Source organism: Terrilactibacillus laevilacticus, assembly GCF_006517395.1.
Taxonomy (GTDB): domain Bacteria; phylum Bacillota; class Bacilli; order Bacillales; family Sporolactobacillaceae; genus Terrilactibacillus; species Terrilactibacillus laevilacticus.
Genome location: NZ_VDCY01000002.1, coordinates 226,961 through 253,326, shown reverse-complemented (window position 1 = coordinate 253,326; position 26,366 = coordinate 226,961). Strand labels below are relative to the sequence as shown.

The 26,366-nt window shown below is 37.2% G+C and carries 24 protein-coding genes; 17 read left to right on the top strand and 7 right to left on the bottom strand.

All coding sequences use genetic code 11. From position 1 onward, the window contains the following. Nucleotides 1-4 precede the first annotated feature (4 nt). The 11 genes from qoxB (at nucleotide 5) to phnE (FG390_RS04140) (ending at nucleotide 11,882) form a co-directional block, all read left to right on the top strand. Nucleotides 5-1,969, top strand: a complete 1,965-nt coding sequence (gene qoxB, locus FG390_RS04190; protein ID WP_141189917.1) for a cytochrome aa3 quinol oxidase subunit I — start codon at nucleotides 5-7, stop codon at nucleotides 1,967-1,969. Next, complete coding sequence (gene qoxC / locus FG390_RS04185; RefSeq protein ID WP_141189781.1) at nucleotides 1,969-2,571, top strand: cytochrome aa3 quinol oxidase subunit III; 603 nt, start codon at nucleotides 1,969-1,971, stop codon at nucleotides 2,569-2,571. The genes qoxB and qoxC overlap by 1 nt, the downstream gene beginning before the upstream one ends. Further along, nucleotides 2,571-2,873: a cytochrome aa3 quinol oxidase subunit IV gene (gene qoxD / locus FG390_RS04180; RefSeq protein WP_141189780.1), complete on the top strand. Its 303-nt coding sequence runs from the start codon at nucleotides 2,571-2,573 to the stop codon at nucleotides 2,871-2,873. Before qoxC ends, qoxD begins: the two co-directional genes overlap by 1 nt. A gap of 585 nt (nucleotides 2,874-3,458) precedes the next feature. Further along, complete coding sequence (locus tag FG390_RS04175) at nucleotides 3,459-4,235, top strand: DeoR/GlpR family DNA-binding transcription regulator (protein ID WP_246092677.1); 777 nt, start codon at nucleotides 3,459-3,461, stop codon at nucleotides 4,233-4,235. Then, the gene (gene pfkB / locus FG390_RS04170; RefSeq protein ID WP_141189779.1) at nucleotides 4,232-5,143 is read left to right on the top strand and encodes a 1-phosphofructokinase; all 912 of its coding nucleotides are present in this window, start codon (nucleotides 4,232-4,234) and stop codon (nucleotides 5,141-5,143) included. Before FG390_RS04175 ends, pfkB begins: the two co-directional genes overlap by 4 nt. Before the next feature lie 17 nt (nucleotides 5,144-5,160). Continuing rightward, entirely contained in the window at nucleotides 5,161-7,068 is a 1,908-nt protein-coding gene (locus FG390_RS04165; RefSeq protein WP_141189778.1) for a PTS fructose transporter subunit IIABC, read from the top strand. Nucleotides 7,069-7,238: 170 nt separating this feature from the next. Further along, nucleotides 7,239-7,505: a phosphocarrier protein HPr gene (locus tag FG390_RS04160; protein ID WP_141189777.1), complete on the top strand. Its 267-nt coding sequence runs from the start codon at nucleotides 7,239-7,241 to the stop codon at nucleotides 7,503-7,505. Nucleotide 7,506: 1 nt separating this feature from the next. Further along, complete coding sequence (ptsP, locus tag FG390_RS04155; protein ID WP_141189776.1) at nucleotides 7,507-9,222, top strand: phosphoenolpyruvate--protein phosphotransferase; 1,716 nt, start codon at nucleotides 7,507-7,509, stop codon at nucleotides 9,220-9,222. A gap of 316 nt (nucleotides 9,223-9,538) precedes the next feature. After that, the gene (gene phnC, locus FG390_RS04150) at nucleotides 9,539-10,309 is read left to right on the top strand and encodes a phosphonate ABC transporter ATP-binding protein (protein ID WP_141189775.1); all 771 of its coding nucleotides are present in this window, start codon (nucleotides 9,539-9,541) and stop codon (nucleotides 10,307-10,309) included. After that, nucleotides 10,309-11,088: a phosphonate ABC transporter, permease protein PhnE gene (gene phnE, locus FG390_RS04145; RefSeq protein ID WP_141189774.1), complete on the top strand. Its 780-nt coding sequence runs from the start codon at nucleotides 10,309-10,311 to the stop codon at nucleotides 11,086-11,088. The genes phnC and phnE (FG390_RS04145) overlap by 1 nt, the downstream gene beginning before the upstream one ends. Next, the gene (gene phnE / locus FG390_RS04140; RefSeq protein ID WP_141189773.1) at nucleotides 11,085-11,882 is read left to right on the top strand and encodes a phosphonate ABC transporter, permease protein PhnE; all 798 of its coding nucleotides are present in this window, start codon (nucleotides 11,085-11,087) and stop codon (nucleotides 11,880-11,882) included. The genes phnE (FG390_RS04145) and phnE (FG390_RS04140) overlap by 4 nt, the downstream gene beginning before the upstream one ends. A 207-nt stretch (nucleotides 11,883-12,089) precedes the next feature. On the opposite strand, the gene FG390_RS04135 is transcribed toward phnE (FG390_RS04140), so the two are convergent. Beyond that, the gene (locus FG390_RS04135) at nucleotides 12,090-13,016 is read right to left on the bottom strand and encodes a phosphate/phosphite/phosphonate ABC transporter substrate-binding protein (RefSeq protein WP_141189772.1); all 927 of its coding nucleotides are present in this window, start codon (nucleotides 13,014-13,016) and stop codon (nucleotides 12,090-12,092) included. A gap of 317 nt (nucleotides 13,017-13,333) precedes the next feature. Here FG390_RS04135 and FG390_RS04130 point away from each other — a divergent pair, with 317 nt between their 5' ends. Both FG390_RS04130 and FG390_RS04125 read left to right on the top strand, forming a co-directional pair. After that, nucleotides 13,334-14,905, top strand: coding sequence for a bifunctional metallophosphatase/5'-nucleotidase (locus tag FG390_RS04130; RefSeq protein WP_141189771.1), 1,572 nt, complete (start codon nucleotides 13,334-13,336; stop codon nucleotides 14,903-14,905). Between the two features lie 40 nt (nucleotides 14,906-14,945). Continuing rightward, nucleotides 14,946-15,632 (top strand): uracil-DNA glycosylase, encoded by a 687-nt coding sequence (locus tag FG390_RS04125; protein ID WP_141189770.1) that lies wholly within the window; start codon nucleotides 14,946-14,948, stop codon nucleotides 15,630-15,632. A gap of 245 nt (nucleotides 15,633-15,877) precedes the next feature. Here FG390_RS04125 and FG390_RS04120 read toward each other — a convergent pair whose 3' ends face one another. The 6 genes from FG390_RS04120 to FG390_RS04095 form a co-directional block, all read right to left on the bottom strand. Continuing rightward, nucleotides 15,878-17,023 (bottom strand): ABC transporter permease, encoded by a 1,146-nt coding sequence (locus FG390_RS04120; RefSeq protein WP_141189769.1) that lies wholly within the window; start codon nucleotides 17,021-17,023, stop codon nucleotides 15,878-15,880. Between the two features lie 21 nt (nucleotides 17,024-17,044). Next, on the bottom strand, nucleotides 17,045-17,965 hold the full coding sequence (locus tag FG390_RS04115) for an ABC transporter ATP-binding protein (RefSeq protein WP_141189768.1): 921 nt from the start codon (nucleotides 17,963-17,965) through the stop codon (nucleotides 17,045-17,047). 17 nt (nucleotides 17,966-17,982) lie between these two features. Then, the gene (locus FG390_RS04110; protein WP_141189767.1) at nucleotides 17,983-18,732 is read right to left on the bottom strand and encodes an ABC transporter permease subunit; all 750 of its coding nucleotides are present in this window, start codon (nucleotides 18,730-18,732) and stop codon (nucleotides 17,983-17,985) included. Between the two features lie 13 nt (nucleotides 18,733-18,745). Next, nucleotides 18,746-19,444, bottom strand: coding sequence for an ABC transporter ATP-binding protein (locus tag FG390_RS04105; protein WP_141189766.1), 699 nt, complete (start codon nucleotides 19,442-19,444; stop codon nucleotides 18,746-18,748). After that, nucleotides 19,425-19,838 (bottom strand): GntR family transcriptional regulator, encoded by a 414-nt coding sequence (locus FG390_RS04100; RefSeq protein WP_141189765.1) that lies wholly within the window; start codon nucleotides 19,836-19,838, stop codon nucleotides 19,425-19,427. Before FG390_RS04100 ends, FG390_RS04105 begins: the two co-directional genes overlap by 20 nt. A 214-nt stretch (nucleotides 19,839-20,052) precedes the next feature. Next, nucleotides 20,053-21,333, bottom strand: coding sequence for an amino acid permease (locus FG390_RS04095; protein WP_141189915.1), 1,281 nt, complete (start codon nucleotides 21,331-21,333; stop codon nucleotides 20,053-20,055). Between the two features lie 748 nt (nucleotides 21,334-22,081). Between FG390_RS04095 and FG390_RS04090 the strand changes: the two genes are divergently transcribed. Genes FG390_RS04090 through FG390_RS04075 form a run of 4 tightly spaced genes read left to right on the top strand, consistent with a single transcriptional unit; the run spans nucleotide 22,082 to nucleotide 26,263 of the window. After that, a complete protein-coding gene (locus tag FG390_RS04090) occupies nucleotides 22,082-22,903 on the top strand; it encodes a UTP--glucose-1-phosphate uridylyltransferase (RefSeq protein ID WP_141189764.1) in 822 nt (273 codons plus the stop codon). Nucleotides 22,904-22,932: 29 nt separating this feature from the next. Beyond that, the gene (locus FG390_RS04085) at nucleotides 22,933-24,210 is read left to right on the top strand and encodes a UDP-glucose dehydrogenase family protein (RefSeq protein WP_141189763.1); all 1,278 of its coding nucleotides are present in this window, start codon (nucleotides 22,933-22,935) and stop codon (nucleotides 24,208-24,210) included. Between the two features lie 50 nt (nucleotides 24,211-24,260). Continuing rightward, on the top strand, nucleotides 24,261-25,247 hold the full coding sequence (locus FG390_RS04080; RefSeq protein WP_141189762.1) for a glycosyltransferase: 987 nt from the start codon (nucleotides 24,261-24,263) through the stop codon (nucleotides 25,245-25,247). A 14-nt stretch (nucleotides 25,248-25,261) separates the two neighbouring features. Continuing rightward, nucleotides 25,262-26,263, top strand: coding sequence for a glycosyltransferase family 2 protein (locus tag FG390_RS04075; protein ID WP_141189761.1), 1,002 nt, complete (start codon nucleotides 25,262-25,264; stop codon nucleotides 26,261-26,263). The last annotated feature ends 103 nt before the right edge of the window (nucleotides 26,264-26,366 follow it).

Below are 26,366 nucleotides of genomic sequence, written 5' to 3'. Positions count from 1 at the left end.
GTTGATCGAAAACATAAAATCGTTCTTAGGCTCCTTTTTTGTAACAGGAGATCCAATGATCTATGGTGCAGATGCATCGATTGCCTTAGCATCAATAGGGATCGTATTTTATTTAACCTATTTCAAAAAATGGAAGTGGCTGTGGGATGAGTGGTTAACCACTGTTGACCATAAAAAGATTGGTATCATGTATATTATTGCCGCTATATTGATGCTGTTTAGGGGTGGTGTTGATGCGCTTCTTATGCGTGCACAGCTCATTATCCCAAATAATACATTTTTAACATCTCAGCACTATAATGAGATATTCACAACACATGGAACAATCATGATTTTCTTTATGGCCATGCCGTTTATCTTTGGATTGATGAACATTGCCGTGCCTCTTCAAATTGGTGCGAGAGATGTCGCCTTTCCGTTTCTTAATGCGGTAAGTTTCTGGTTGTTTTTCCTAGCAGCGATGTTATTTAACATTTCATTCGTTATCGGGGGATCACCAGACGCAGGTTGGACTAGTTATGCCCCGCTAGCAGGGTTAAAGCTAGACCCAGGTGTCGGAGAAAATTACTATCTTATTGCATTACAAATTTCTGGGATTGGAACCTTAGCCACTGGTGTTAACTTCTTAGTTACCATTTTTAAAATGAGAGCTCCAGGTATGACGTTGTTCAAAATGCCAATGTTTACTTGGTCTACACTAGTTACTTCGATTATTGTTATATTTGCTTTTCCCGTACTTACGATTGCCTTAGCACTTATGTCGATTGATCGTTTATTCGGTGCGCATTTCTTTACAATAGAAGCCGGCGGTTCACCGATGATGTGGGCTAACCTTTTCTGGATATGGGGACATCCTGAGGTTTATATTGTACTTATCCCTGTATTGGGAATTTTCTCAGAGGTTATTTCAACCTTTGCACATAAAACGCTTTTCGGTTATAAAGCGATGGTTTGGTCTATGATTGCGATTTCAGTTTTGAGTTTTACAACATGGCTTCACCACTTCTTTACAATGGGTAATACAGCTATGGTCAATTCATTCTTCTCCATCTCAACGATGATTATCGCAATACCAACGGGTGTAAAAATATTTAACTGGCTGTTTACGTTAAATAAAGGACGAATTGAATTTACGACAGCGATGTTATGGGCATTAGCATTTATCCCAAACTTTACTATTGGTGGTATTACAGGTGTTATGCTTTCACTTGCACCAGCCGATTATCAATATCACAATAGTTACTTTCTTATTGCGCACTTCCATAATGTACTCATTGCAGGTACCGTCTTTGGTGTGTTTGCTGGATTACATTATTGGTGGCCAAAAATGTTTGGTCATATTCTCAACGAACGATTAGGAAAATGGGCATTCTGGGTATTTATGATTTCCTATAATATCTGTTTCTTACCAATGTATTTTATTGGTTTAATGGGAATGACTCGTAGAATGTATACTTTCCCTTCAGGCTTAGGGTGGGAACCGTTAAACCTTATTATTACACTTGGAGCCTTCGGTATGGGTGTAGGGTTCCTTATTATGGTTTGGATGATTGTTTACAGTGCAAAATATGGAAAAAGAGATACAACGGGAGATCCGTGGAACGGCCGAACTTTAGAATGGGCAACATCATCACCTGCTCCCGAATATAATTTTGCTCATATTCCACAGGTAGAAACGGTTGATGCATTTGCACATATGAAAGAAAAGGGAACAGCTGACTCTATCTACAAAGCACCGTTTCAAGCGATTCATATGCCAAATGATAGTGGAATTCCATTTATCTTATCTGTATTCTTTTTCATAGCTGGATTTGGTCTTGTTTTTGAATGGTACTGGATGGCGATACCTGGGGCCATTGGTATCGTTGTATGTATGATATTACGATCATTTAAAGATCATGACGACCATCATCATATACCAGCTGAAGAAGTGGAACAAACAGAACGTGCAGCAGGGAGGTTATCGTAATGGAGACAACAAATCATACACCGATTGAATACTCTACAGAAGAAGGCAGTAACAAAATTCTTGGTTTCTGGGTGTTTCTAGGTGCTGAAATTGTCTTGTTTTCGGCTCTATTTTCAGTCTACCTTGTCTTGCACAGCCACACAGCAGGTGGTCCGACATCAAAAGACTTGTTTGAAGTCAGAGAATTTATGATCGAGACTTTTCTATTATTGATCAGTAGTTTTACATGTGGTTTAGGAACCATAGAACTTAGAAGACACAATGTCAAAGGACTTGTTGCTTGGCTTGTCATTACATTACTACTAGGTCTTGGATTTGTAGGCATGGAGCTTAACGAATTTATAACCTATGTAACTGTGGAACATGCGACCATTCAAACAAGTGCCTTTCTATCAGGTTTCTTTGTCCTTGTTGGTACTCACGGTGCACACGTTAGCTTAGGGATTGTCTGGATGATTTGCGTTGTTATTCAACTTCTTAGACGAGGAGTAACACCTGTTACCGCTCGTAAAGCTTTCATTATCGGTTTGTACTGGCACTTTCTTGATGTTGTATGGATCTTCATTTTCACAGCAGTTTATTTGACAGGGTTGGTGTTATAATGAGCGCAAATAACCATGAACTTAATAAATTTCCGTGGAAACATGTTATTGGATTAGCTTTATCACTTATTTTGACGTTACTTGCTTTGTGGGTTGTCGTTTCATTATCCCTTCCTACGGTGGCAACATTAACTATTATCGTTTTGTTAGCGATTTGCCAAGCCTTTATTCAATTGTTAATGTTCATGCACATTAATGAGAATCATGGTCGAGGTTACAGAATATTAGCCATTGCCTTTGGTTTTTATATCGCAGCCGTCGTCGTTTATGGCTCGCTTTGGATCATGTGGTTTACGGTCTGATGAAGTGAAACTTCCATCAGTGGGGGTCTTTCGACGCACAGGATGTGCTAGTGCAGGCGTTGCGACAGGACGCCTGGTTTTTAGCCTGCGTCATCCCCACCTATCTTCTTTGGATACTCATCTTGAGGTGGGGGTCTTTACTTTCCGTTAAGGCGGGATAAAAGAAAAAACATAGCAATAACTTATAACCATAAGAATCAATCCCGATTGATTCTTATGGTTATTTTTTGCGCTCTTAGAAAGAATAAATTAAGTTCAACTATGCCTCTGTCTGCGCCTTTGCAAGTTTTCTTTAGGTAAAAGACCATTTTCATATTTTGATGGTTATCATCCATAGCACCGATATAAATTCAATTACAGGATAACAATCATCCATGTTAGGACAGTCTCAATAAGGGTATAGTAAAAATGATCAGAAATAATCACAAAACTATAAAATAAGCAATCAAGGATACAAATTAATTGGAATTTCGAGTTATTTCTACAAAATATCCGTCTAAATTTATTAAAGTTTTGTTAACGTTTGTTTTATTTGTGAGCGAAATTGCATTTTTTTGATTGAATAAGAAAGGGCATTCATCTATAATGGTCATTGGTGAGGTGATTTGGGTGTTAACTCCATCAAGACGTCATCTTATATTGAGCCTAATTAATGAAAAAAACTTAGTTTCTATAAGAGAATTAGCTGAGTGGACGCAGTGTTCAGAAGCAACAATCAGAAGAGATTTAAGTTATTTAGAAAAAGAAAACAAACTTAAACGTTTTCATGGTGGTGCTCAATCTATACTTTCTCCGAATGTTGAAACTTCTCTAGGAGCAAGAAGAGTTCGTAATGTTGAACAAAAGAAAGCGATCGCAGAATTTGCAGCTAATTTGGTGGAACCGGGAGATTGTATTTTTTTAGACGCTGGTACAACCGTTGTTAATATGGTTGAGTTTTTAAGACATAATATAATTGTAGTAACAAATGGGTTGTCTATCATTGAACAATGTGTTGATATAGGTATTCCTACTTATAGTATTGGCGGCAGAATTAAAACACTCACCAGTGCTTTTGTTGGTAAAGGGGCACTTGATGGTCTGGCACATTATCATTTTGATAAATGCTTTATGGGAATGAACGGCATTGATACAACGTATGGTTTTACAACACCTGACCCAGATGAAGGTTTAATTAAACAAAAGGTCATGTCGTTGTCAGATGTCTGCTATGTATTAGCCGATCAATCAAAATTTGATCAGGTCACATTTAGCTCTGTAAATCCGTTAAATAAAGCTGTCATTATAACCAATAATAGAAAGAACAGTAAAAAATTATTGAAATATCAACAAATAACAAGAATTGAGGCGGTCGAGATATGATTTATACATGCACACTAAATCCTTCAATTGATTATTTTTTAGATGTGAACGAGTTTCGAACTGGACAAATCAATCGTGTGAAAAATGATAAGAAAATGCCTGGAGGTAAAGGTATAAATGTTTCTATTGTTCTTAAACGTTTAGGCGTCAGTTCAGAAACATTAGGTTTTATTGGTGGCTTTACGGGAGACTTTATCAAACAAGCCTTAGTCAAAGAAGATATTCGGACAAACTTCATAGAAGTTAGTGGAGACTCCCGTATCAATGTAAAAGTTAAAAGTGATACAGAAACAGAGATTAATGGACATGCTCCTGATATAACAAAAGAAAACATAGATCAGCTTTTTAATCAATTAAAAGAACTGACTGACCAAGATATTCTTGTATTGTCTGGAAGTGTGCCTGAATCACTACCAAAAACAATCTATAAAGATATGATGGAAGTCGTTAGCAAGAAGAATGTCAAAGTCATTGTTGATACAAGCGGTCCTGCTTTTAATGAAGTCGTAACCATGAAACCATTTCTTATTAAACCAAATCATCTTGAACTCGGTGACTACTTTGGTGTTGAACTAACAAACGTTGAGGATATTGTTTCGCATGCGAGAAAATTAATCGATTTAGGTGTAGAACATGTTATCGTATCTATGGGTGGAAAAGGGGCTCTCCTTGTAGGAAAAGAGGATGCTGTTTTTGCATCAGCGCCTAAAGGTCAAGTAAAGAATTCAGTAGGAGCTGGAGACTCCGTTGTCGGCGGTTTCTTAGCGGAATATTCCGTTAGCGGTGACATAGTCAAAGCTTTTCATAATGGTGCTGCGTCAGGTAGCGCAACAGCTTTCTCTGTTGATTTATGTACAAAAGAGGATGTTGAAGCTTTATTGCCTGAAGTAAAGCTATCGGAAGTATAAAGGAGGTTTACACATAAATGAAAGTAACAGAATTATTAACGGTCGAAACGGTTAATCTAAACTTAAAGAGTACGAAGAAAGAGGATGTACTTGATGAAATGGCCAAGGTCTTATATGATGCTGGTAAATTGAATGACCTTAAAGATTATCGTGCGGCTATTGCAAAACGGGAATCAGAAAGTACGACTGGAATTGGGGAAGGTATAGCCATTCCACACGCTAAGACGGCTGCAGTTAAAGTTCCTTCGATCGCTTTTGGTCGATCAGTAGAAGGATTAGACTATGCGTCATTAGACGGGAAACCTGCTCATTTATTTTTTATGATTGCTGCAACTGAGGGAGCCAATCAAACTCACTTACAAACTCTATCAAAACTTTCAACTTACTTAATTCAACCTGATTTCCGTGAACAATTATTTAAAGCGGAAACACCTGAAGATATTATTCGTGTTTTTGAAGAAAAAGAAGAAGCTGAAGAAGCAGAGAAAAAGGCTGCTGAAGAAGCAGCAAAAGAACCTAAAAAGGAAGTACCAGTAGATCCAGATGCTGTGCGAGTTCTTGCAGTTACAGCTTGTCCAACGGGGATTGCTCATACTTATATTGCGGCTGACTCTCTTAAAGCAAAAGCTAAAGATATGGGCTATGAGATTAAAGTTCAAACAAACGGATCAACAGGTATTCAAAACCATTTGACTCCTGAAGATATCAAAAATGCAAAAGGAATTATTGTTGCAGCAGATACAAAAGTTGACCTAGAACCGTTTATTGGTAAACCTGTTCTTCAAGTACCTGTTACCGCTGGTATTCGGAATCCAGAAGGTTTGATTAAGCAAATTGTAGAAGGAGAAGCACCTATTTACAATGGAGATGGTGCAAAAAGTGAAACAAAAGAAAGTAGCGGTTCAAAACAAAATCCTTTTTACAAACACTTAATGAATGGTGTATCTCATATGCTCCCATTCGTAGTAGGTGGCGGTATTCTCATTGCCATTTCATTCTTATTTGGAATAAACTCAAGTAATCCAAATTCACCACAGTATAATCCTTTTGCTGCGGCTCTCCATTTAATTGGTGCAGATAATGCGATTTTCTTAATGGTCCCTGTGTTAGCTGGGTTTATTGCCTTTAGTATTGCGGAACGTCCAGGACTCATGCCTGGTATGGTAGGTGGAATGATGGCTGTTCATAGTGGGGCAGGCTTCTTGGGCGGCTTAATTGCGGGTTTCCTTGCGGGTTATGTCGTTGTCTTGATAAAAAAAGTCTTTGCAAATCTACCACAAGCCTTAGCTGGATTAAAACCTGTCTTGATCTTCCCAGTTCTCGGTGTACTTATCACGGGTCTTATTATGTATGTTGTCAACTCACCGATTCGTTGGATCATGAATGCTTTAACGGATTGGCTTCAATCTTTAGGAACGGGTAACCTTGTTCTACTTGGAATGATTTTGGGCGCAATGACCGTTATTGATATGGGTGGCCCAATTAATAAAGCGGCTTTTACATTCGGTATTGCTATGATTGATGCTCATTTCTACTATGCTCAAGCTGCGATTATGGCAGGAGGAATGGTTGCACCACTTGGAATGGGTATTGCCACGAGTTTCTTTAAAAATAAATTTACGAAACAACAAAGGGACACAGGTTTAACAGCTTACGTCCTTGGTGCTACTTTTGTCACTGAAGGAGCCATACCATTTGCTGCAGCAGATCCACTACGCGTTATTGTCTCTAGTGTGATTGGAGCGGCAGTTGCTGGCGGACTTGCTCTATTCTTCAAGATTGGATTACAAGCTCCTCATGGTGGTATCTTTGTCGCCTTCTTTGTTAACGGGAATCCAGTCTTGTACATTCTATCTATTATTATCGGTGCTTTAATCACTGGTCTTGTATATGGCGTTTGGAAAAAACCTATAGAACAGGCATAATAATATTTGCTGTTATTTCTCGGAGTGTTCATTCACTTGAGAAATACAGCTTTATTTTTAATAGACATTTAAATTTGACAACTTTATATATTTTTTTAAAGCGTATTCAAAAGAACAAGTATCCTTGATATAATGAAGAAGTTAGTAATAAGATAAAGGGGTTAGCGACCATGGTTGAAAAGATTTTTAAGGTGACTAGTAGTGCCGGTATTCATGCTAGACCTGCAACATCGCTCGTTAATAAAGCAAGTCAGTTTAATTCTGACTTAGATATTGAATATAATGGTAGAAAAGCTAATTTGAAGTCCATAATGGGTGTGATGGCTATGGGCATCCAACAAGGTGCAGAAGTAAAAATTTCAGCGCAAGGATCAGATGAAAATGAAGCAATTCAAGCAATTGAAGAAACGATGAAATCTGAAGGGTTAGGTGAATGAAATGTCTGAAAAGATAACAGGTATTGCAGCATCTTCAGGAATTGCCATTGCAAAAGTATTTGTTTTAGCCAATCCTGAAATTGTGATTGAACGTAAAACCATCTCTGACAAAGCAGGTGAAGTCGAGCGTCTTGAAAAAGCTCTGGCTACATCTAAATCTGAACTAGAAGTTATTCGTGATAATGCTAAAGTAGAACTCGGAGCAGATAAAGCGGCCATTTTTGATGCTCATCTACTTGTTCTCAGTGACCCAGAACTTGTTGGTGCAGTGAAAAGCAAAATTGAGTCAGATAGTCTTAGTGCAGAAGCTGCTTTAGATGATGTATCGTCGATGTTTATTTCGATGTTTGAAAATATGGACAACGATTATATGAAGGAACGGGCAGCTGATATCCGCGATGTATCGAAGCGTGTGATTAGCCACTTATTAAATCTTCAATTTGCATCTCCTGCAAGCATTACAGAAGAAACGATTGTTGTTGCTGAAGATCTTACACCATCAGATACAGCTCAATTAAATCGTAAATATGTTAAAGGATTTGCAACAGATATTGGCGGAAGAACCTCACACTCTGCCATCATGAGTCGTTCAATGGAGATTCCAGCCGTTGTGGGAACAAAAACAATCATGGAAAAAGCTGAACAAGGCGTTCTTGCTATTGTAGATGGCCTTTCAGGTGAAGTTATTCTAGATCCAACACCGGAAGAACTTGATGAATACAAAAAGAAACAAGCGGATTTCCAAGCACAACAAGAAGAGTGGAAAAAACTTGTGAATGAATCCACAAAAACAGCTGACGGTCATCACGTTGAATTAGCCGCAAACATTGGTAACCCAGGAGATATTGAAGGCGTTCTTAATAACGGCGGTGAAGCTGTAGGTTTGTATCGTACTGAATTCTTGTATATGGGCCGTGATAAATTACCAACTGAAGATGAACAATTTGAAGCTTATAAAGCTGTTTTAGAAAAAATGGAAGGAAAACCCGTTGTTATCCGTACACTTGATATCGGTGGCGATAAAGAACTTCCATATCTAGATCTACCTAAAGAAATGAATCCATTCCTTGGATTTAGAGCCATTCGTCTATGTTTGGAACAACAAGATATCTTTAGAACACAATTACGTGCCCTACTTAGAGCAAGTTCTTATGGTCAATTGAAAGTCATGTTCCCTATGATCGCAACGCTTAACGAATTCCGCGAAGCAAAAGGCATCTTACTTGAAGAAAAAGAAAAGCTTGTAGCTGAAGGCACTTCTGTTTCCGATAATATTGAAATTGGTATGATGGTTGAAATTCCATCAACAGCCGTACTCGCTGATCGTTTTGCTAAAGAAGTCGACTTCTTCAGTATTGGAACAAATGACCTTATTCAATACACAATGGCAGCGGACCGTATGAACGAACGAGTATCATACTTGTATCAACCGTACAACCCATCGATTCTTCGTCTAATCAACAACGTCATTACAGCTGCACACAATGAAGGCAAATGGGCTGGTATGTGTGGTGAAATGGCTGGTGATGAAACAGCTATTCCTTTACTATTAGCTCTTGGTCTAGATGAATTTAGCATGAGTGCAACATCTATCTTACCTGCACGCAGCCAGCTTGCCAAACTTTCGAAAGAAGAACTTACTAAGCATAAAGAAACATTCTTAAACTTAGATACAGTTGACGAAGTGATCGATTACGTTAAAACACATTTAAGCTAATCTTTGATCTGAAAACCCTTTTCCGAGTGGAGAAGGGTTTTTTTGATTTCTCTAAATAATAGTGAAAGGCTGTTTTAGCAAACAACTAACCCCATAGTCGCTTAGAAAAGGCAAGGGAAAAGACCAAATTGAATAAAGTAGTTGACCTTTTTTATTTTGGCATACTAATTTATGAGAAGTACATAAAAATCAAGACCATTTTTTGATAAATTATTTGTAAAATGGTAGATTTTACTTGTATCTTTTTATGACCATTGGTAGATTTAAGATAGGCTAATTTGTAAGTAGCCATCATAAAAAGGAGCGTAGAGTACATATGATTGAGTTCAAGGATGTATCCAAGGTCTACCCTAATGGAACAAAAGGTCTGAATAATGTAAACATTAAAATTAATAAAGGAGAATTTGTTGTGATTGTAGGTCTTTCCGGGGCAGGTAAATCAACTCTGCTTAGGTCAATCAATCGACTTCACGAAATTACATCCGGTGAAATTATCATAGATGGGAAATCAATTACGAAAGCGAGAGGAAAGGCCTTATTGAGATGTCGACGAGATATTGGCATGATTTTTCAGAATTTTAATTTAGTTAAACGGTCAACAGTTCTTCGTAATGTCCTTTCTGGACGAGTAGGATATCACTCAACGATCCGAACTATACTTGGTTTATTTCCTAAGGAAGATATAACGATTGCCTTAAATGCTTTAAAACGTGTAAATCTTGAAGAAAAAGCCTATTCAAGAGCAGACGAGTTATCTGGGGGACAACAACAAAGAGTGTCCATCGCTAGGGCTCTTGCTCAAGAGGCTAAAATTATACTGGCTGATGAACCTGTTGCTTCACTAGACCCACTAACGACAAAACAAGTCATGGATGATTTGAAGCGAATTAATAAGGAGACAGGGATAACAACGATCGTTAACCTCCATTTTGTTGACTTAGCGAGACAATATGCGACGCGTATTGTAGGTGTCCGTGCGGGGGAAATTGTGTTTGATGGATCTGTTGAAGATGCAACAGACGATGTATTTTCAAGTATCTATGGACGACCTGTTAAGCAAGATGAAATGTTAGGGGCGAAGGTTTAATGGATGCACTTAAGAAGCGAAGATTATCCTTGATGAAACGTCTTGTGACCCTTATTCTTATCATCATCATCTTATGGGCTAGTAGCGCAGGATCAGAAGTATCAATAAGTAGTTTAATAGATGGTTTGCCAGGAATGGGAAGCTTGTTTTTAGAGATGCTCCCACCTGATTGGAGCTACTTTAGTTATGTGACAGACCCCATGTTAGAAACGATTCGAATGGCGATTATTGGGACGACTTATGGGGCGATCATTGCTATACCCTTTGCGTTACTATCATCTAGAAATGTCGTGAAGTGGCCAGTGATTTATTACCCATTCCGATTTGTTATGAATCTAATCCGAACGATTCCTGAATTACTTCTAGCTGCTCTGTTTGTTCCAGTGCTTGGTATTGGAGATAATGCAGGGATTATGGCCTTATCTGTTTTTTCATTTGGTGTTATTGCAAAACTCGCTTATGAGGCAGTAGAAGCCATTGATAATGGTCCATTAGAGGCCATGACGGCTGTAGGAGCAAATAAAATTCAGTGGATCTTCTATGGTGTGGTACCTCAAGTAATAGCATCATTTGTATCCTATACGCTATATTGTTTTGAAATCAATGTTCGTGCTGCTGCCATTTTAGGTTATGTCGGAGCAGGTGGCATTGGTTTGTATTTAAATAATACGCTCAAATTATTTCAATATCAAAGGGTATCGACTATTATTATTTACACATTAATTGTCGTCGTTATCATTGACATGATCAGTAACAAGTGTAGGGAGAAATTGATATGAATGAGACGATTAGAAAAAAACGAATCATGCGGCGAATCAAGATTTGGACGAGTGTCATCATTATTGCTGTTATCTATATTTGGGCATTTAGTGGCATGCCAGCCATGGAATTTAAACCTTCTGCTGTCCAGGCTATAAAAGCCATTTTCTCAGGTCTAATACATCCAGATTGGGATTACTTTTATGATCCTGAGGGGGAGGATTTATTAAGAACGTTACTTGAAACACTTTACATAGCTGTATTAGGAACATTTATTTCTTCTATTCTCTGTGTTCCCTTCGCGTTTTGGGCTGCACGAAATATGAACAAATATCAATTTGTTTCCAGTATAGGTAAATTTGTATTAAGCGCCATTCGTGTGTTTCCTGAATTAATATTAGCTCTATTATTTATTGCAGCAGTCGGAACAGGTCCTTTTGCTGGTATTTTAGCTCTAGGGTTTCATTCTATTGGAATGCTTGGAAAACTCTTTGGAGAATCGATAGAGGATATGGATTTTAGTAGTTCTGAAGCTTTGAAATCTTGTGGCGCAAATAAAATTCAAACGCTTTGGTTTGCCATCGTCCCGCAAGTTATGCCTTCTTTTGTCTCCTTTACCCTTTACAGGTTTGAATTAAGTGTCCGGGCAGCGACAATTCTAGGAATTGTAGGAGCTGGCGGGATTGGTGCACCGCTTATCTTTGCTCTTCAAGGACATAAATGGGATCGAGTTGGTATGATTTTGATTGGTATTATTGTAATGGTGACGATTATCGATTATATTTCGGCTACGATAAGGAAAAGGATTGTATAACATATAGACTTTAATCTTGCTGTGTTCTGAGTGGAGGCGTGTTCAAGTAGACAAATCCGAATGGCGTTCTTGTCTCTACAAAACAAAACAGCTATAGTTGAATCTATTTTTTCAGATACATGAGGTATCAACACGACGCATTTATCAGTGTCGTAGATATAAAATAAGGGCCGCTCATACTCGAGCGCCCCTATGTATTTTAAAAATTTATTTTCCAACTTCTTGGATTTTTTTGTTATAGTCACGTACTATATCAAAGTTAGAATCTTTGGACTTAGCATATCCAGAATGAGTGTAAATGGACATAATAATTTTATTTCCTTCAGGATCATTACCAATATCAACGAATGCATCAGAGATTTTCTTTTTCCACTTGCTAGACATGTCAGGGCGAACGCTGATCGTGTCATTTGGAATTTTAGCCGTTTGGAAAATATAGTGTGTATCTTTGAAGACGTTAGGATATTCGGCAGCCACAATGTTACGTGCATCAACAAATACGGGTGCTGCATCAACATCTTTATTTAGTACAGCTAATACCCCTTTATCATGACCTTGTAAGGTGACTCCAGTGACGTCTTTTTGAGGATCAATACCTGCTTTTTTCATGGTTACAGCTGGGAATACGTAGCCTGCTGTTGATGTGGTATCTTGCCAACCAATTTTTTTACCTTTTAGATCTTTTATCGATTTTATTCCTGAGTCGTTTCTAACTAACATACCAGAGTAATAATAGTCTACTTTTTCATTAGTCGACTTACCGTCTTTTGGATTTACACCAAAGCGTTCAGCTTGAAGAAGGACGTCAGCATAACCTTTATCATGGGCTAGCACATAGTCTGTAGGTGGTAAGAAGCCAATATCCATTTTGTTATGGCCCATTGCTTCTACAATGCTATTATAGTCCGTTGTCACGGTGACCTTAACAGGGATACCCAGACGTTTTTGTAGCAATTTGGCGAGAGGTTTAGCTCTTGCTTCAAGAGTATCTGCATTTGAAGATGGAACAAATCCAATTAAGAGTTTCTTAGGAACATAGTCTTTCGAGCCCCCAGAAGATTTACTACCACATCCGGAAAGAACTCCGATGATTAAACTTAAGGCAGCAAATAATAAGACGATCTTTTTTACCATAAACTTTTGACCCCCTAGCCATTATTTTTGAAATAGAATACTAATCTATCATAATATATCTTTTTAAGGAAATAAATGCTAAAGTATAAAATTTTATAAAAAATTATATTAGTGAGAAAATTTATCAATAAAACCAATTGTCAGTTTTAAGCAATAAATATTAACGAGTATAAACTTATGCTAAAATAAAAATTAAACATAGGCTATTACGTAATTAAAAAATAAATAGATGAGGAAATCTAGCAAGCAGATTGAACATAGAGATCATGAATAGGGCTTGCAATCTTCTAAAAATGAGAGACGAGGAATGGAACGTGATGAAGCAAATGAAATTAGTCATTCTTGAGACAAGTGATATTCATGGACATATTTTTCCCATTCAATACGCCAATAATAATTATGAGCATTCTGGGTTAGGTAAGATAGCAAGTATCATTAAGAAACAAAGAGAGAAGAATGATCATGTTCTTCTCATTGATAACGGTGATTTAATACAAGGCACACCCTTAACTTATCATTATGCACGCTTAAATCATGAAAAACCAAACCCGATGATCGTTTTAGCCAACCAGCTCGACTATGATGCAGCCATCTTTGGAAATCACGAGTTTAATTACGGACAGTGCCTTTTACAAAAAGCAGTTGATGAATCTCGTTTTCCGTGGCTTTCTGCTAATATATTGAACTTAGAGACAAAAGAGCCTTACTATGGAACACCTTATATTATTAAAACATACGAAAACATGAAAATTGGTATTTTAGGTTTGACCACTCATTATATTCCTAACTGGGAAAAACCTGAACACATCAATAATATGGAATTCGAAGACGTCGTTGTTTCTGCTAAAAAATGGGTTTCATATTTAAGAAATCAATTACAGGTAGATGTGGTCGTTGTTTCTTATCACGGAGGTTTTGAGTCAGACCTTGACTCGGGCCGACCTACCGAAACGTTGACAGGAGAAAATCAAGGCTATCGCCTATGCACCGAAGTTAGTGGTATTGATGTATTATTAACGGGTCATCAACACAGAAAAATTGAAAAAAAGGAAGTCAATGGAGTTGTCGTCGTTCAACCAGGGTGTAATGGAACTCATTTAGCTAAAGTTACACTGGAACTAGAAAAAACATCTGATGGTGTTCGGATTTTATCGAAAGAATCGAAATTATTACCAGTTGAAGACGTGAAAGAGGATCAGGAATTACTTGAAAATGTGAGTGAATATGAATCAGAAACCCAAAAGTGGCTAGACCAACCGATTGGAAAAATTGACGGGGACATGACGGTCAAGGATCCAATGAAAATAAGAATTCAGGATAACCCTTTAATTGAGTTCATAAATAGAGTTCAAATGGAAGCGGCAGGTGTTGATATATCCAATACAGCCCTGTTTGATAATAAATCTCCCGGATTCCGAGAGTTTGTAACCATGAGAGATGTCGTATCAAATTATATTTACCCGAATACGTTAAAAGTCATCCGTATATCAGGTCAAGATATTAAAGATGGTCTAGAACGATCGGCTGGTTATTTTAAAACCTATAACGGCAAGGAAATAGAAGTAAGTACAACCTTTACAACCCCTAAACCGCAACATTATAACTATGATATGTGGGAAGGAATAGATTATATCATCGACATTTCGAAACCTGTCGGTGAACGAATCACTAAACTAGAGTATAAAGGGGCTCCACTGGATTTATCAGGTGAATTTGATGTTGTTATGAACAATTACCGTTCTGGGGGAGCAGGAGATTATCCGATGTATAAAGGAAAACCGGTCATAAAGGATATTCCAATTGATGTATCCGAACTTATCGCCAATTATATTTTAGATAGAAAAGTAGTCAAAGCAACGGTTAATCATAACTGGAAAGTTGTCTACTAAAGATTATCTTATTAATGCTAGGAATCAAAGGATGTTCAATATGCAAACAATTTTAAAAAATGATTGGGCTGAAGAACTGAATAGTGAGTTCGAAAAGCCTTATTATAAAGATTTAAGAACCAAGCTAAAAAAGGAATATGAAACAAAAATCATATATCCAGATATGTATGATTTGTTTAACGCGCTGAATGAGACGCCTTTTGATAAAGTCAAAGTTGTTATCTTGGGCCAAGATCCTTATCATGGTCCAAATCAAGCTCATGGTCTTAGTTTTTCAGTAAAACCCGGTGTCCGGAAACCGCCGTCATTGCAAAATGTTTTTAAAGAATTGCATGGTGACTTGGGGTACCCTATCCCAGAACATGGTTGCCTTATTGAATGGGCTAAAAGAGGCGTATTGCTTTTGAATACAGTCTTGTCTGTGCGAAAAGGCGAGCCGAATTCACATAAAAATTTTGGCTGGGAGCATTTTACCGATCATGTGATCCTAAGTCTAAATAAAAGAGAAAAACCCATTGTATTTATTCTATGGGGACGTCACGCTCAGAATAAACAAACGTTAATTACAAACAAGGATCACTATATTATTACCTCACCACATCCAAGCCCATTTTCAGCACATCGCGGTTTCTTTGGTAGCCGTCCCTTTTCGAAAACCAATCAATTTCTAGAATCAGTAGGAGAAGAACCTATAAACTGGAGGATATCCAATCATATAGACCTATAAGGGTGAAGTGGTGCAATTCGACTTTGAAGTGGTGCAAATCGAGTACGAGGTAGTGCAATTCGAGTACGAAGTGGTGCAATTCGAGTTCAAAGTCGTGCAAATCGAGTACGAAGCGGTGCAATTCAGTCCAGAAGTCATGCAATCTGAGTTCCTAAATAAAGCTCAACCTATATAATTAGGGCTCATGAAGAAAAAGATCCTTGCTAAAAAATAGACAAGGATCTTAAATTAATATCGATGATAAACTATTCTATAGCTGAGCGCAAAAATGCCTTATATCTTGTTAGAGCAATGATAATTCCAATGATACCAAAGGCTATTAAGGCAGCAAATGATTTCCATAGTCCAGTTACAGGGATATCTCGTACGATAACGTCAAGGAAACCTTGTTGAGCCCAATATTGAGGTGTGAATTTGCCAATGGCTTGAGCAAATTTCGGAAGCATATTGGATGGAAACCATAATCCTCCAAGCATCGCACCACCAAGAGCGATGAATTGTGTCATGCCAATGCCCTGATTCTCGTTTTTTACAATAAAGGAAAGGGCGACACCGAGACTTGAGCCGCATACAGCAAGAGAGACGATCAGCAGGAAGATGCCGATAAAACTTCCAATATGCATGCCGTATACAAAGTGTCCGAATCCAATTAAAACAATACACTGAATCATGATGGTTAAGAAATGAGGTATCCACATTCCAAGCAGATAACTGAGCGGATTCATACCTGTACTTTGCAATCTACTTATCATACCGGATTCTTTTTCTGTAAAGAATCGCTTGATGACACTAATAAAGATGTAGAAGGCAAACATAACGGTGTAGCCAGGAACCATTTGGCTCATCATATCGACGTTATGGGAATTTTCTTTAACAGAATCAATGGTAACCGGTGAGTTCATAATGCTTTTGATTTGCTCATCAGTTTTACCATCCTTGGCTAAAGCACCCACAATTTGATTTTCACGATATTGATTAGAAAGATTTTTTAGTATGGCTTCTATTGATGCGGTTTCATTGCTAGCTGCAGCGTCTTGATAGAAACTGATTTTAGCCTTATTTTGTCCTGATGCAAGCTGGTCATTAAACCCTTTTGGAATCACAATGAGTGAGTTCAATTTGCCGTCTTTAATTTGCGAAATCTGTTTGTCCACATCTTTGTGATTTAGTTTAACATCAAAACCTTTAATCTTTTTCATTTGGGCAATAAATGTTTTTGAAGCAGCAGAATGGTCGTTATCTGTCACATTTACTGTAATGGTAGAATCTTCCGCGTGGTTAAAAATCGTTCCAAAAATGATGATAAAAGCAAGCGGCATTATAATGAGATAAATAAGATTTGCTTTTTCTTTAAACATTAATTGCATTTCTTTTAATAAAATATTATTCATTTATAGAATCCCCCCTAACGATTAATCTCTTAGCGTTTTTCCTGTTAATGACAAAAATACAGATTCGAGTGAAGGCTTTTCGATTTCCAAATGGTGTAAGAGTATCTTTTGTTCTTTTGATATGTGAATAATTTGTTCCATTAAATCAACTGGAGCAGCTGTTTCGATAATCAGCCCTTGATGGTGAGAATGAACAGCTTCTATGCCAGTAAGTTTTTCTGTTGGGAAGTTTGTTTTACTTTCCATATAGACAGCTTTACGTCCATATTCAGTAAATAAGTAGTCTAGTGTCCCTTGAGTGACAACTTCTCCATTATCAATAATAGCAATCTCATCACAAAGAGCTTCAACTTCTTCCATGTAGTGAGTAGAGTAAATCATTGTTGTCCCTTGTTCCTTTAGCGAACGAATCATATCAAATATGTGGTTGCGAGATTGCGGATCAATCCCAACAGTAGGTTCATCCAATATAAGTAGCTTGGGCTTGTGAAGAAGGGCAGCAGCAATGTTAATTCGACGTTTCATCCCGCCTGAGTAGCTTTTGACTGTATCTTTCGCTCGGTCAGATAATCCCGTTTGTTTCAATACATCATTAATACGTTCCTTAAGTACATCTCCATCAAGTCCATAGCATTTACCGAAAAAAACGAGATTGTCGTAGGCACTTAATTTCTCATACAGAACAATATCTTGTGGCACATATCCAATGTGTTGAAGAATCGCTTTTCTATTTTTGCGAGCATCTTTTCCAAACATGTTAATGCTTCCACCATCCGAGGTTAGCACACCGGTCAAAATCTTCATCGTGGTTGACTTACCCGCGCCATTTGGTCCAAGTAGTCCAAAGCAGCTTTTTTCTTTAACGGAAAAGGACACACCATCAAGTGCCTTTTTACTTTTATAAGTCTTTCTTAAGTTCTGAATCTCTAGCAGAAATGGCATGAATGACGCCTCCCATTTTATAATTTAATATATTTTTCAAGAACTTTTGCCATTAAAATCAAGATAAGAAAACTGAGAATCCAACTTGTGAGGATCGTTGTGATCGTTTCGAGTCTTATAGGGTTTGTTTGAAAGAAAGATTGAAAAAATCCAAAGTTATCCTTCGTTCCAAAAACATTAAAAAACACCCAAAAAAGTCCCCAAAGTAACCAAAAGAACCCTAGAAATGGTTTTAAAGAAGACTGTACTAGCACGCCGACAACAAGACCTAAGCTCAGCATGATAGGAACAAATAGAATAACAATAACATTCCATGTTAGACCTACTTTAACAAAGTTTACAAAACGGTCCATCGAGCCTTCAGGACTAAGAAATGAAATGTAACCACCTAAAACGGTGATTAAAACAAAAATCCCTATAATAATCTGAACGACTTGAATAGCGCAGGCTGATAGTTTTGCTAATATAAGTGTTAAGCGTGGATATGGGAGTGTGAGCCACCAGCCATAGGTCCCGTTTTTAAATTCATCTTTCAATTTTCCAATAGCCATTCCAAAAGTAAAGAAGGGCAGGATCCAGAGAAAATACCAGATGGTTGTAAGGTTTATCTTCCAATGGAAGCTTCCATAAGTAAAGACACCAAAAACGCCTATAATAAAAAGAATACAGTAGACATAGGTCCAAAAACGAAACGTTTTCCAATTAAAATTTTTATTCGAACGATATTTCAAATCGTGTTTGACTAGATTCCAATAAACAGATAACATGTTGCTCCCTCCCTCATCGATACAGCTTTCGAGATAAATCGTGAAGCGAACCATGCTCACGTCTTAAATTTTCTGCCTCGTCTGCGATTAAAACATGACCTTTATCTAGAAAGATGGCGTAATCTAAAAGGCCTTCAGCTTCATAGATTTCATGAGTTGTCATTAAAATGGTTACTTCTCTATCGCTCATGTAATCTATCATACTTTCAATAATATGTTCTCTCGATGTTCCATCAATCCCTGAAAAAGGTTCGTCTAAGATGATAAGAGGAACGTTTCGAGACATGCACATCGTAAGCATGAGTCTTGACTCTTGCCCTTTAGACATACTGGATACCTTCATATCTAAATCAAGATTCATAAGTGAAGCAAATTGCTTTGCCCTTTCTATATTAAAATGGGGAAGTAGTTTAACACCAAATTCAAAGGCTTTTCGCACGGTTTGATCTTGATACCAGCTCGCTCTATCCGGTAAGTAAGCAATGTTGGCATTTAATTTGATATTTGGCTGCTCACCAAGAACGGTTATTTTTCCTTGATCCAATCGTGTTAATCCGACAAGGACCCGAAATAGTGTCGATTTTCCAACCCCATTTTCGCCAAGAATACCGATGACTTTTCCTTTGGGTATTTCAAGGTTTAGATCATTTAAGGCGAAACGATCACCAAATTTCTTTGTTGCATGTTCACATTTAATGATTGTTTCTATCATGTGGGTGCCCCTCCCTCACTATTATTTTTAAGTAGGATTGTATATCAGTCAGTGAAAAACCTAGATTTTCCATACTATTTATGAAATTTAAAATGTATTCTTTAGCGAGGTCATCTCTAAATTCAGCCACTTTATCTTTGTCATGAGTAATAAAGGTGCCTTGACCGCGGCGTTTTTCGGTCAAACCGTCTCGTTCAAGCTCTTGATACGCTCGCATAACCGTGTTAGGGTTCACTTTTAGGCTATGGGCCATCTCCCTAACAGATGGTAGCTTCTCTCCCAAACCAATCTCTCCTTTCGCGACACTACTGCGAATTTGATTAAGAATTTGTTCGTAAAGGGGGAGGCTGAAATCGATCATAAATTGCAATGAACCAACCTGTTTTGCATCCATCTTTATTCCTCCCATCAAGGTGCAAAGTATTAACTGAATTAAGTGTATTATATCAATTAATACACTTAAAAACAATAGGCGCTCCAAAATATAAAGAAAACTTGCCTACCCGCCAGCCTGTAAGGCGCTAGAACAAAGGCCTAGAATGTGTCACTACGGATACTTTCTTGAAGTATAAAAAAAGAGATGCGAATAGCATCTCTAAAAAATGAATTTAATCTTTTTTAATAAAAAATGAAAGAAAAATAAGGAGAGCCATAATAATAAGACAAGTCATTGACCCAACAAAATTGGCTTTATTGATAACAAATGAGATAAAAATACCTAATAGGGCAAGTAACCCAACCACGGTTGTGACAGGGAAGAACCACATTCTAAAATATGGGCGAACAGGGTAAGATGGACGCAATTTTAGCTGTGCTAGGCAAATGGCCATCCACACAATCATGATGGTGAAACCAGGTATACTCATTAATTCATTGATAATGGGGCCATTGTATAGATAGGCAAGATAAACGCCAACAAGCAAGAACACGGAATTAAGTGTTATAGCACCAATCGGTACACCTTGTTTTGAAAGTTTCAAAAGGAAAGGAGGAGCCTCGCCTCTTTGTGCCATGGAATAGAGTGTTCTTGTTGTCGCATAGACACCCGAGTTGGCTGCAGAAAGAACAGCTGTAAGCATGACAAAATTCATTATATGAGATACACCAGGAATCCCAATAAGATTGAAAACTTGAACAAACGGGCTGCTCTCTAAGTTTGATACCTTGTCCCAAGGAATAAGTCCGCAAATAATGATAATCGGGACAATATAAAAGATCAGAACGCGTCCAATCACCCCTTTGATGACTTTTGGTAAGATTCGTTCAGCATCTTTTGTTTCCGTAATCGTCAAACCGATCAATTCTGAACCACCATAAGAGAACATGACAACTAAAAAGGCATTCATAACGCCACTAAATCCATGCGGGAAGAAACCACCATGATCAAAATAATTAGATGATGGATGAATGTGATGAGCAGGAACAACCCCAAAAAGAATGGCTAATCCAAAAATGATGAAAGCAATAATAGCAAAAATTTTAATTCCTGCAAACCAGAATTCAAACTCACCATAATACTTAACATTAGAAAAATTCACAAGTAGTATAGCAAGGGCACATATGAGTGAGAGTCCCCAAAGTGGTACAGCAGGGAACCAATATTGTAGAAAAAATCCTGCCGCGAGAATCTCAACAACGGTCACAATAATCCAGTTGATCCAATAGAGGTAACCAACGATAATCGATGCCCTAAAACCAAAGGCTTTATGAATCAAGTGCTGAATATTAAGCTCAGGATAGACAACCGCCATTTCAGCTAAGGCCACCATGACGATAAATAATAATAATCCACCAAGTAGGTAAGCAAGGATAACTCCGGGACCCGCAATGTTTAACGTATCTCCTGTTCCTTTAAAAATCCCCGTTCCAATCATTCCACCAAGAGCCATCAGTTGGATATGGCGGGGCAAGAGCCCTTTTTTTAAGTTCTCATCTTGTCCTTCTTTTTTCACCTTAATATACCTTCCTTTCGATCTTATATCTTTTTTACCCTTAGAGGATGTTCAAAAAGCACCAAATGAAAGTGCGACATCGCTTACTTGTTTTTCCGTTCCCCATGAAGCGGATAGAAGAGGATCTCTAGCTAAATCGCTCAGGTGTGTGGCTGGCACCTGAAGCTACCACATCCCGTGGAGTTCCGGTCCTAAGGAACTGAGTCGCTCTTTTCCTTCCAACGCCCAGGACGGGCTAGTACTGGCGTTTCTTGCAGGATGCCAGCGTACTTAGCCAGTAACCCTTTTCATTTGTCACCCTTTTGAACACTCACTCATTGACTTTTTTAATCTCAAATTTTCCTTGAGAAAATACAAACTAAACTGTTTTCAGTAGGGACCATAACTTGAATAATGTACCAATGAGATGTTCAGTCCATATGAAAAATACGGTCGTAGTAACGAAACCCATACAATCAAGGATTAATTATAACAAAAATTTAAATAATAAAATACTTAGTTTAACCTAGTAAAACTTGACAGTCTTAATTATAACTGCTCCTATTGATGAAGTTTTCTTCATTTTAATCCTTAAGCATTTTTCCTATACCTACAAACACCTATATATAGCCCTTTCTCCCGGTGGACAACTTACTTTACTACCTTTAATGAATACATTGATATTACTTGGAAAGGAGGGACAGACATGAAAAGGGTTAAAAAAGCCATCATTCCAGCGGCAGGATATGGAACAAGGAATTTACCCATTACTAAAGTTTTACCTAAAGAAATGATCCCTATCTGTGGTAGACCTGCGATTGATTATATCGTCCAAGAGGCTATTGAATCAGGTATAGAAGATATATTAATTGTGGTTTCTAGATCTAAAAATTTAATACTTGATTACTATGATACAAATCCTGAATTAGAGGAGTATCTTAAAGCACACAACAAAGCCGAATTGATAGAGAAATTACAAATCCCCAATGTGCGCATTCAATATGTTAGACAAAATTATGCCAGTGGTTTAGGGTCCGCCGTAAACTTAGGAAAACGATTTGTTGGAGACGAACCTTTTGCCGTCCTGCTCCCTGATGAAATCATTCTATCAAAAAACAACCCTCCGTTATTACAATTAATTGATATGTACCAAAACTATAAAGCAGCTAGTATTATCGGCTTAAAAGTCGTGGATGATTCACTGTTGAAAAACTATGGGGTGATTAGCCCAAAACAAATAGCGGATAATCAATACAAAATTGAAGACATTGTTGAAAAGCCACAGGAATCACCGCCTTCTAATTTTGCCGTCATTGGCAGATACATTTTTGAACCAACGCTATTTGATTATTTAGAAAAAACAAAACCAGGTATCGGATCTGAAATGCAGCTAACCGATGCCATAAAGCTAATGTTAAAAAAACACCCTAGCTACGCGACAGTCATAAAGGGCAAAACATACGATGTGTCGAAAATTCCGGAATATATCGCCCTTATAAATAAAGTCTGGAAATCAACAGAAAAATAAAAGCATAACACCAGGGGGAAACTTGCAACATGAATATTTTAGTTATTGGCACAGGTTATGTTGGCGCGACAACAGGACTTGTTTTTAGTGAAATGGGACACAAAGTAACAGGACTTGATCTCGACAAAAATAAAATTAACAAGTTAGAAAAGGGTGAACTTCATTTTTTTGAACCAGGATTAGAAGAAATCCTTAAAAAGCATATTGATGGGGAGAATATTACGTTTACCACTGACCCAATTACAGCAATTAAAGAAAATGAAATCATTTTCATTTGTGTCGGGACGCCACAAGACGGAGATGGAAGTGCTAATTTGCGTTATGTCAAAAATGTTGCAGAAACAATAGGCAAATATATGAATACTTATAAAGTTATAGTTGATAAAAGTACTGTGCCCGTTGGTACGGCAGCATTAGTTGAAAATTGGGTTAAAGAATATCAAAAAAATGATATTCCGTTTGATGTCGTGTCTAATCCGGAGTTTCTAAAAGAGGGATCTGCCCTTCAAGATGCATTGAATCCAGATCGAATCGTTATTGGCAGTTTAAATGAAAAAGCAACAAACATGATGAAAAGTCTTTACAAGGACTTTACTTGTCCTATTATTATAACTTCTCCAAAAGCTGCTGAATTAATTAAATACGCCGCTAACTCTTTTTTGGCGTTAAAAATTTCTTACATGAATGAATTAGCAAGATTATGTGATGTACTAGACATTAATATTAACGATATTGCAAAAGGTATAGGACTTGATCGACGAATTGGAAAATACTTTTTGCAGGCAGGCATAGGGTATGGGGGTTCTTGTTTTCCAAAAGATGTTAATGCCTTACTGAAAACAGCGAAAGATAGCCAGGTTGAGTTAACCATTTTAAATGCTGCTGTAAATACAAATAAAACGCAGGTTAACTATCTTCTAAAGAAAATTAAGAAGGTTTTAGGTAAGTTAAAAGGTAAAACAATTGGTATCTTAGGGTTGACTTTCAAACCTAATACAGATGATATGAGAGAAGCTCCCGCACTTAAAGTGATATCTCTATTACTTGATGCAGGTGCTAAAGTGAAAGTCCATGATCCAGTGGTAAAAATAGGTATTAAGAATGTCATTCAAAGCGATGATGTTTATCAAACACTGAAGGATACAGACGCGGTTATATTATGCACGGAGTGGGAGATGTATAAAAACCTCGATTGGCTAAAAATGAAGTCCTTAGTAGACTCACCGATTATTTTTGATGGAAGAAATATGCTTAATAAAGAGACGGTGGAAAAAATCGGATTTGACTATTATGGAATTGGAAACTAGTAAACTATGGAATGCCTATTTTTGAAATAAAGAGATAGGAGGCTATAGCGATGTTCTTATCTGTGGTCATGGCAGTTTATAATGGAGAAGATTATTTGCAAGAAGCGATTGATAGTATTCTTAATCAGAGTTATAAAGACTTTGAATGTATTATTGTGAATGATGCCTCTGAAGATAATACATCGACAATCTTAAAAAAAATTAACGACAGTCGAGTGATTGTGATCAATTCAAAAAAGAACTGTGGAGGATCGGCTTCTCTACGTAAAGGGATTGAGTATGCTAAAGGTAAATGGATTGCCATCCATGATGCTGATGATATCAGTAGTAAACATCGATTTGCTAAGCAAATAGAGTATATAAAAGCACATCCAGGTATTTCTGGTGTGGGTTCACTCGTCCAATGTTTTTCAGGAGATAAGAATGTTCCTTATGAACAATTAAGAAAAGATGGCGAAGTTAATATTCGCGTTGATAAAGATCATATTCATGATTATCGATATTGGGGAAATGCATTTTGTCACGGGTCAATGATATTTTCTAGGAAGATATATGATCAAGTAGGAGGATATAACCCTAAGTATAAAATTGCCTATGACTATGATTTATGGTTACGCATGCAAGAAGTCCTTCCCTTACAAAAGGTACCCGAAGTTCTGTATTATTGGAGAGTTGTTTCAAATTCTCTTGGCAGGAAAAACATGTCATGGACAATGAAAGAGGTTCGGGAAATTACAATGAAGTACATTTGTAAGCAAAGATTTAATCATCTAAAAAGAAAGCCATCCTTCACCATCATCGGAAAAGAAGAAGACTTTAACTCCTTTGGCTCATTGATCGTCCCTAAGGGCCATTTTTTCGTTCATAACTATTTGAAAAGCAGTCATCAATCAACAATAGAAAAAGCTTTTGAGCATTATAAAGAAAAGAAAGTAGATGCCATAGTCATGATTGGTGATGAACATTCGATGACGATCTTATCTTTTCTTCAAAATAAAGGCCTGAAATTAAATGAGAATGTTTTCATCATTCATTAGAGGAGGACCTTTTTATGAAAGTAACCGTCGTAACGACAGTTTATAATGGAGAAGAATATTTACAAGAGGCGATTAATAGTATTCTTAACCAAACATATAACACGTTTGAATATATTATCGTAAATGATGGTTCAACGGATAGCACAAGTCAAATACTAAATCGAATACAAGATCCTAGAGTCAAAGTTATCCACTATCCACACAATGAAGGATCTGTTAAGCGGTTAAATGAAGCTATCGAATTAGCAGAAGGCGATTGGATATTTATTCAAGATGGAGATGATATTAGTTACAAAGATAGAATAAAAAAACAAGTAGAGTATATACAAAATGCGAATACCAATATTGCCGTTTTAGGAACATTTATGGAGTGCATTACAGGTAAAGATGATATTGATCAATATAGACTGAAGGCAATAGAAAAATACTGGAATACCCTCGATACAAATGAAAAAATTAATTATGAAAAGTTAAGAGGTTGTCCATTGTGTCATGGAACGGTCGCCTTTTCCAAAAAAGCCTTCTTTAAAGCCGGAAAATACGATCCTAATTATAAGATAGCCTATGATATGGATTTGTGGATTAGAATGGGAGAAATAGGTTTAATTGAAAAGGTGCCTGAAATTCTTTATCAATATCGAATATATTTAAAATCATTATCAAACAAAAATTGGCCTGAAACATGTAATGAAATGATGCATATCACTTGTAAGTACATTAGAGAGTTAATTTATTATAAACATGATCGACCCAAGTTTGTATTGCTAGGGACAAAAAAAGCCATTTCCAATTTTTATATAAATATCCTTCCTTATGTTGATTTAGAGATTGTTTATTGCACGGGGGGAAGGATCTTAGAAGCAGCAGAGAAAGCCTTTAAATATGTTGTCAATCATAAGGCGGATGGTGTATTAATTCTTGAAGGATATAAGGAGGACTATATTGTTAATTACTTGAAATCCAAAGGGATGAAATACAACTCTAATGTTTTTCGATTGCAAAATGGAACGAATTAAATAAATACTGAAAGTGGAGGTGGATCTATCTCCACTTTTTTTGGCGTTTTTTCTCATTTAAACTTCAAAGATTCATCGTTCTTCTAAATATCCCTACAAGAGA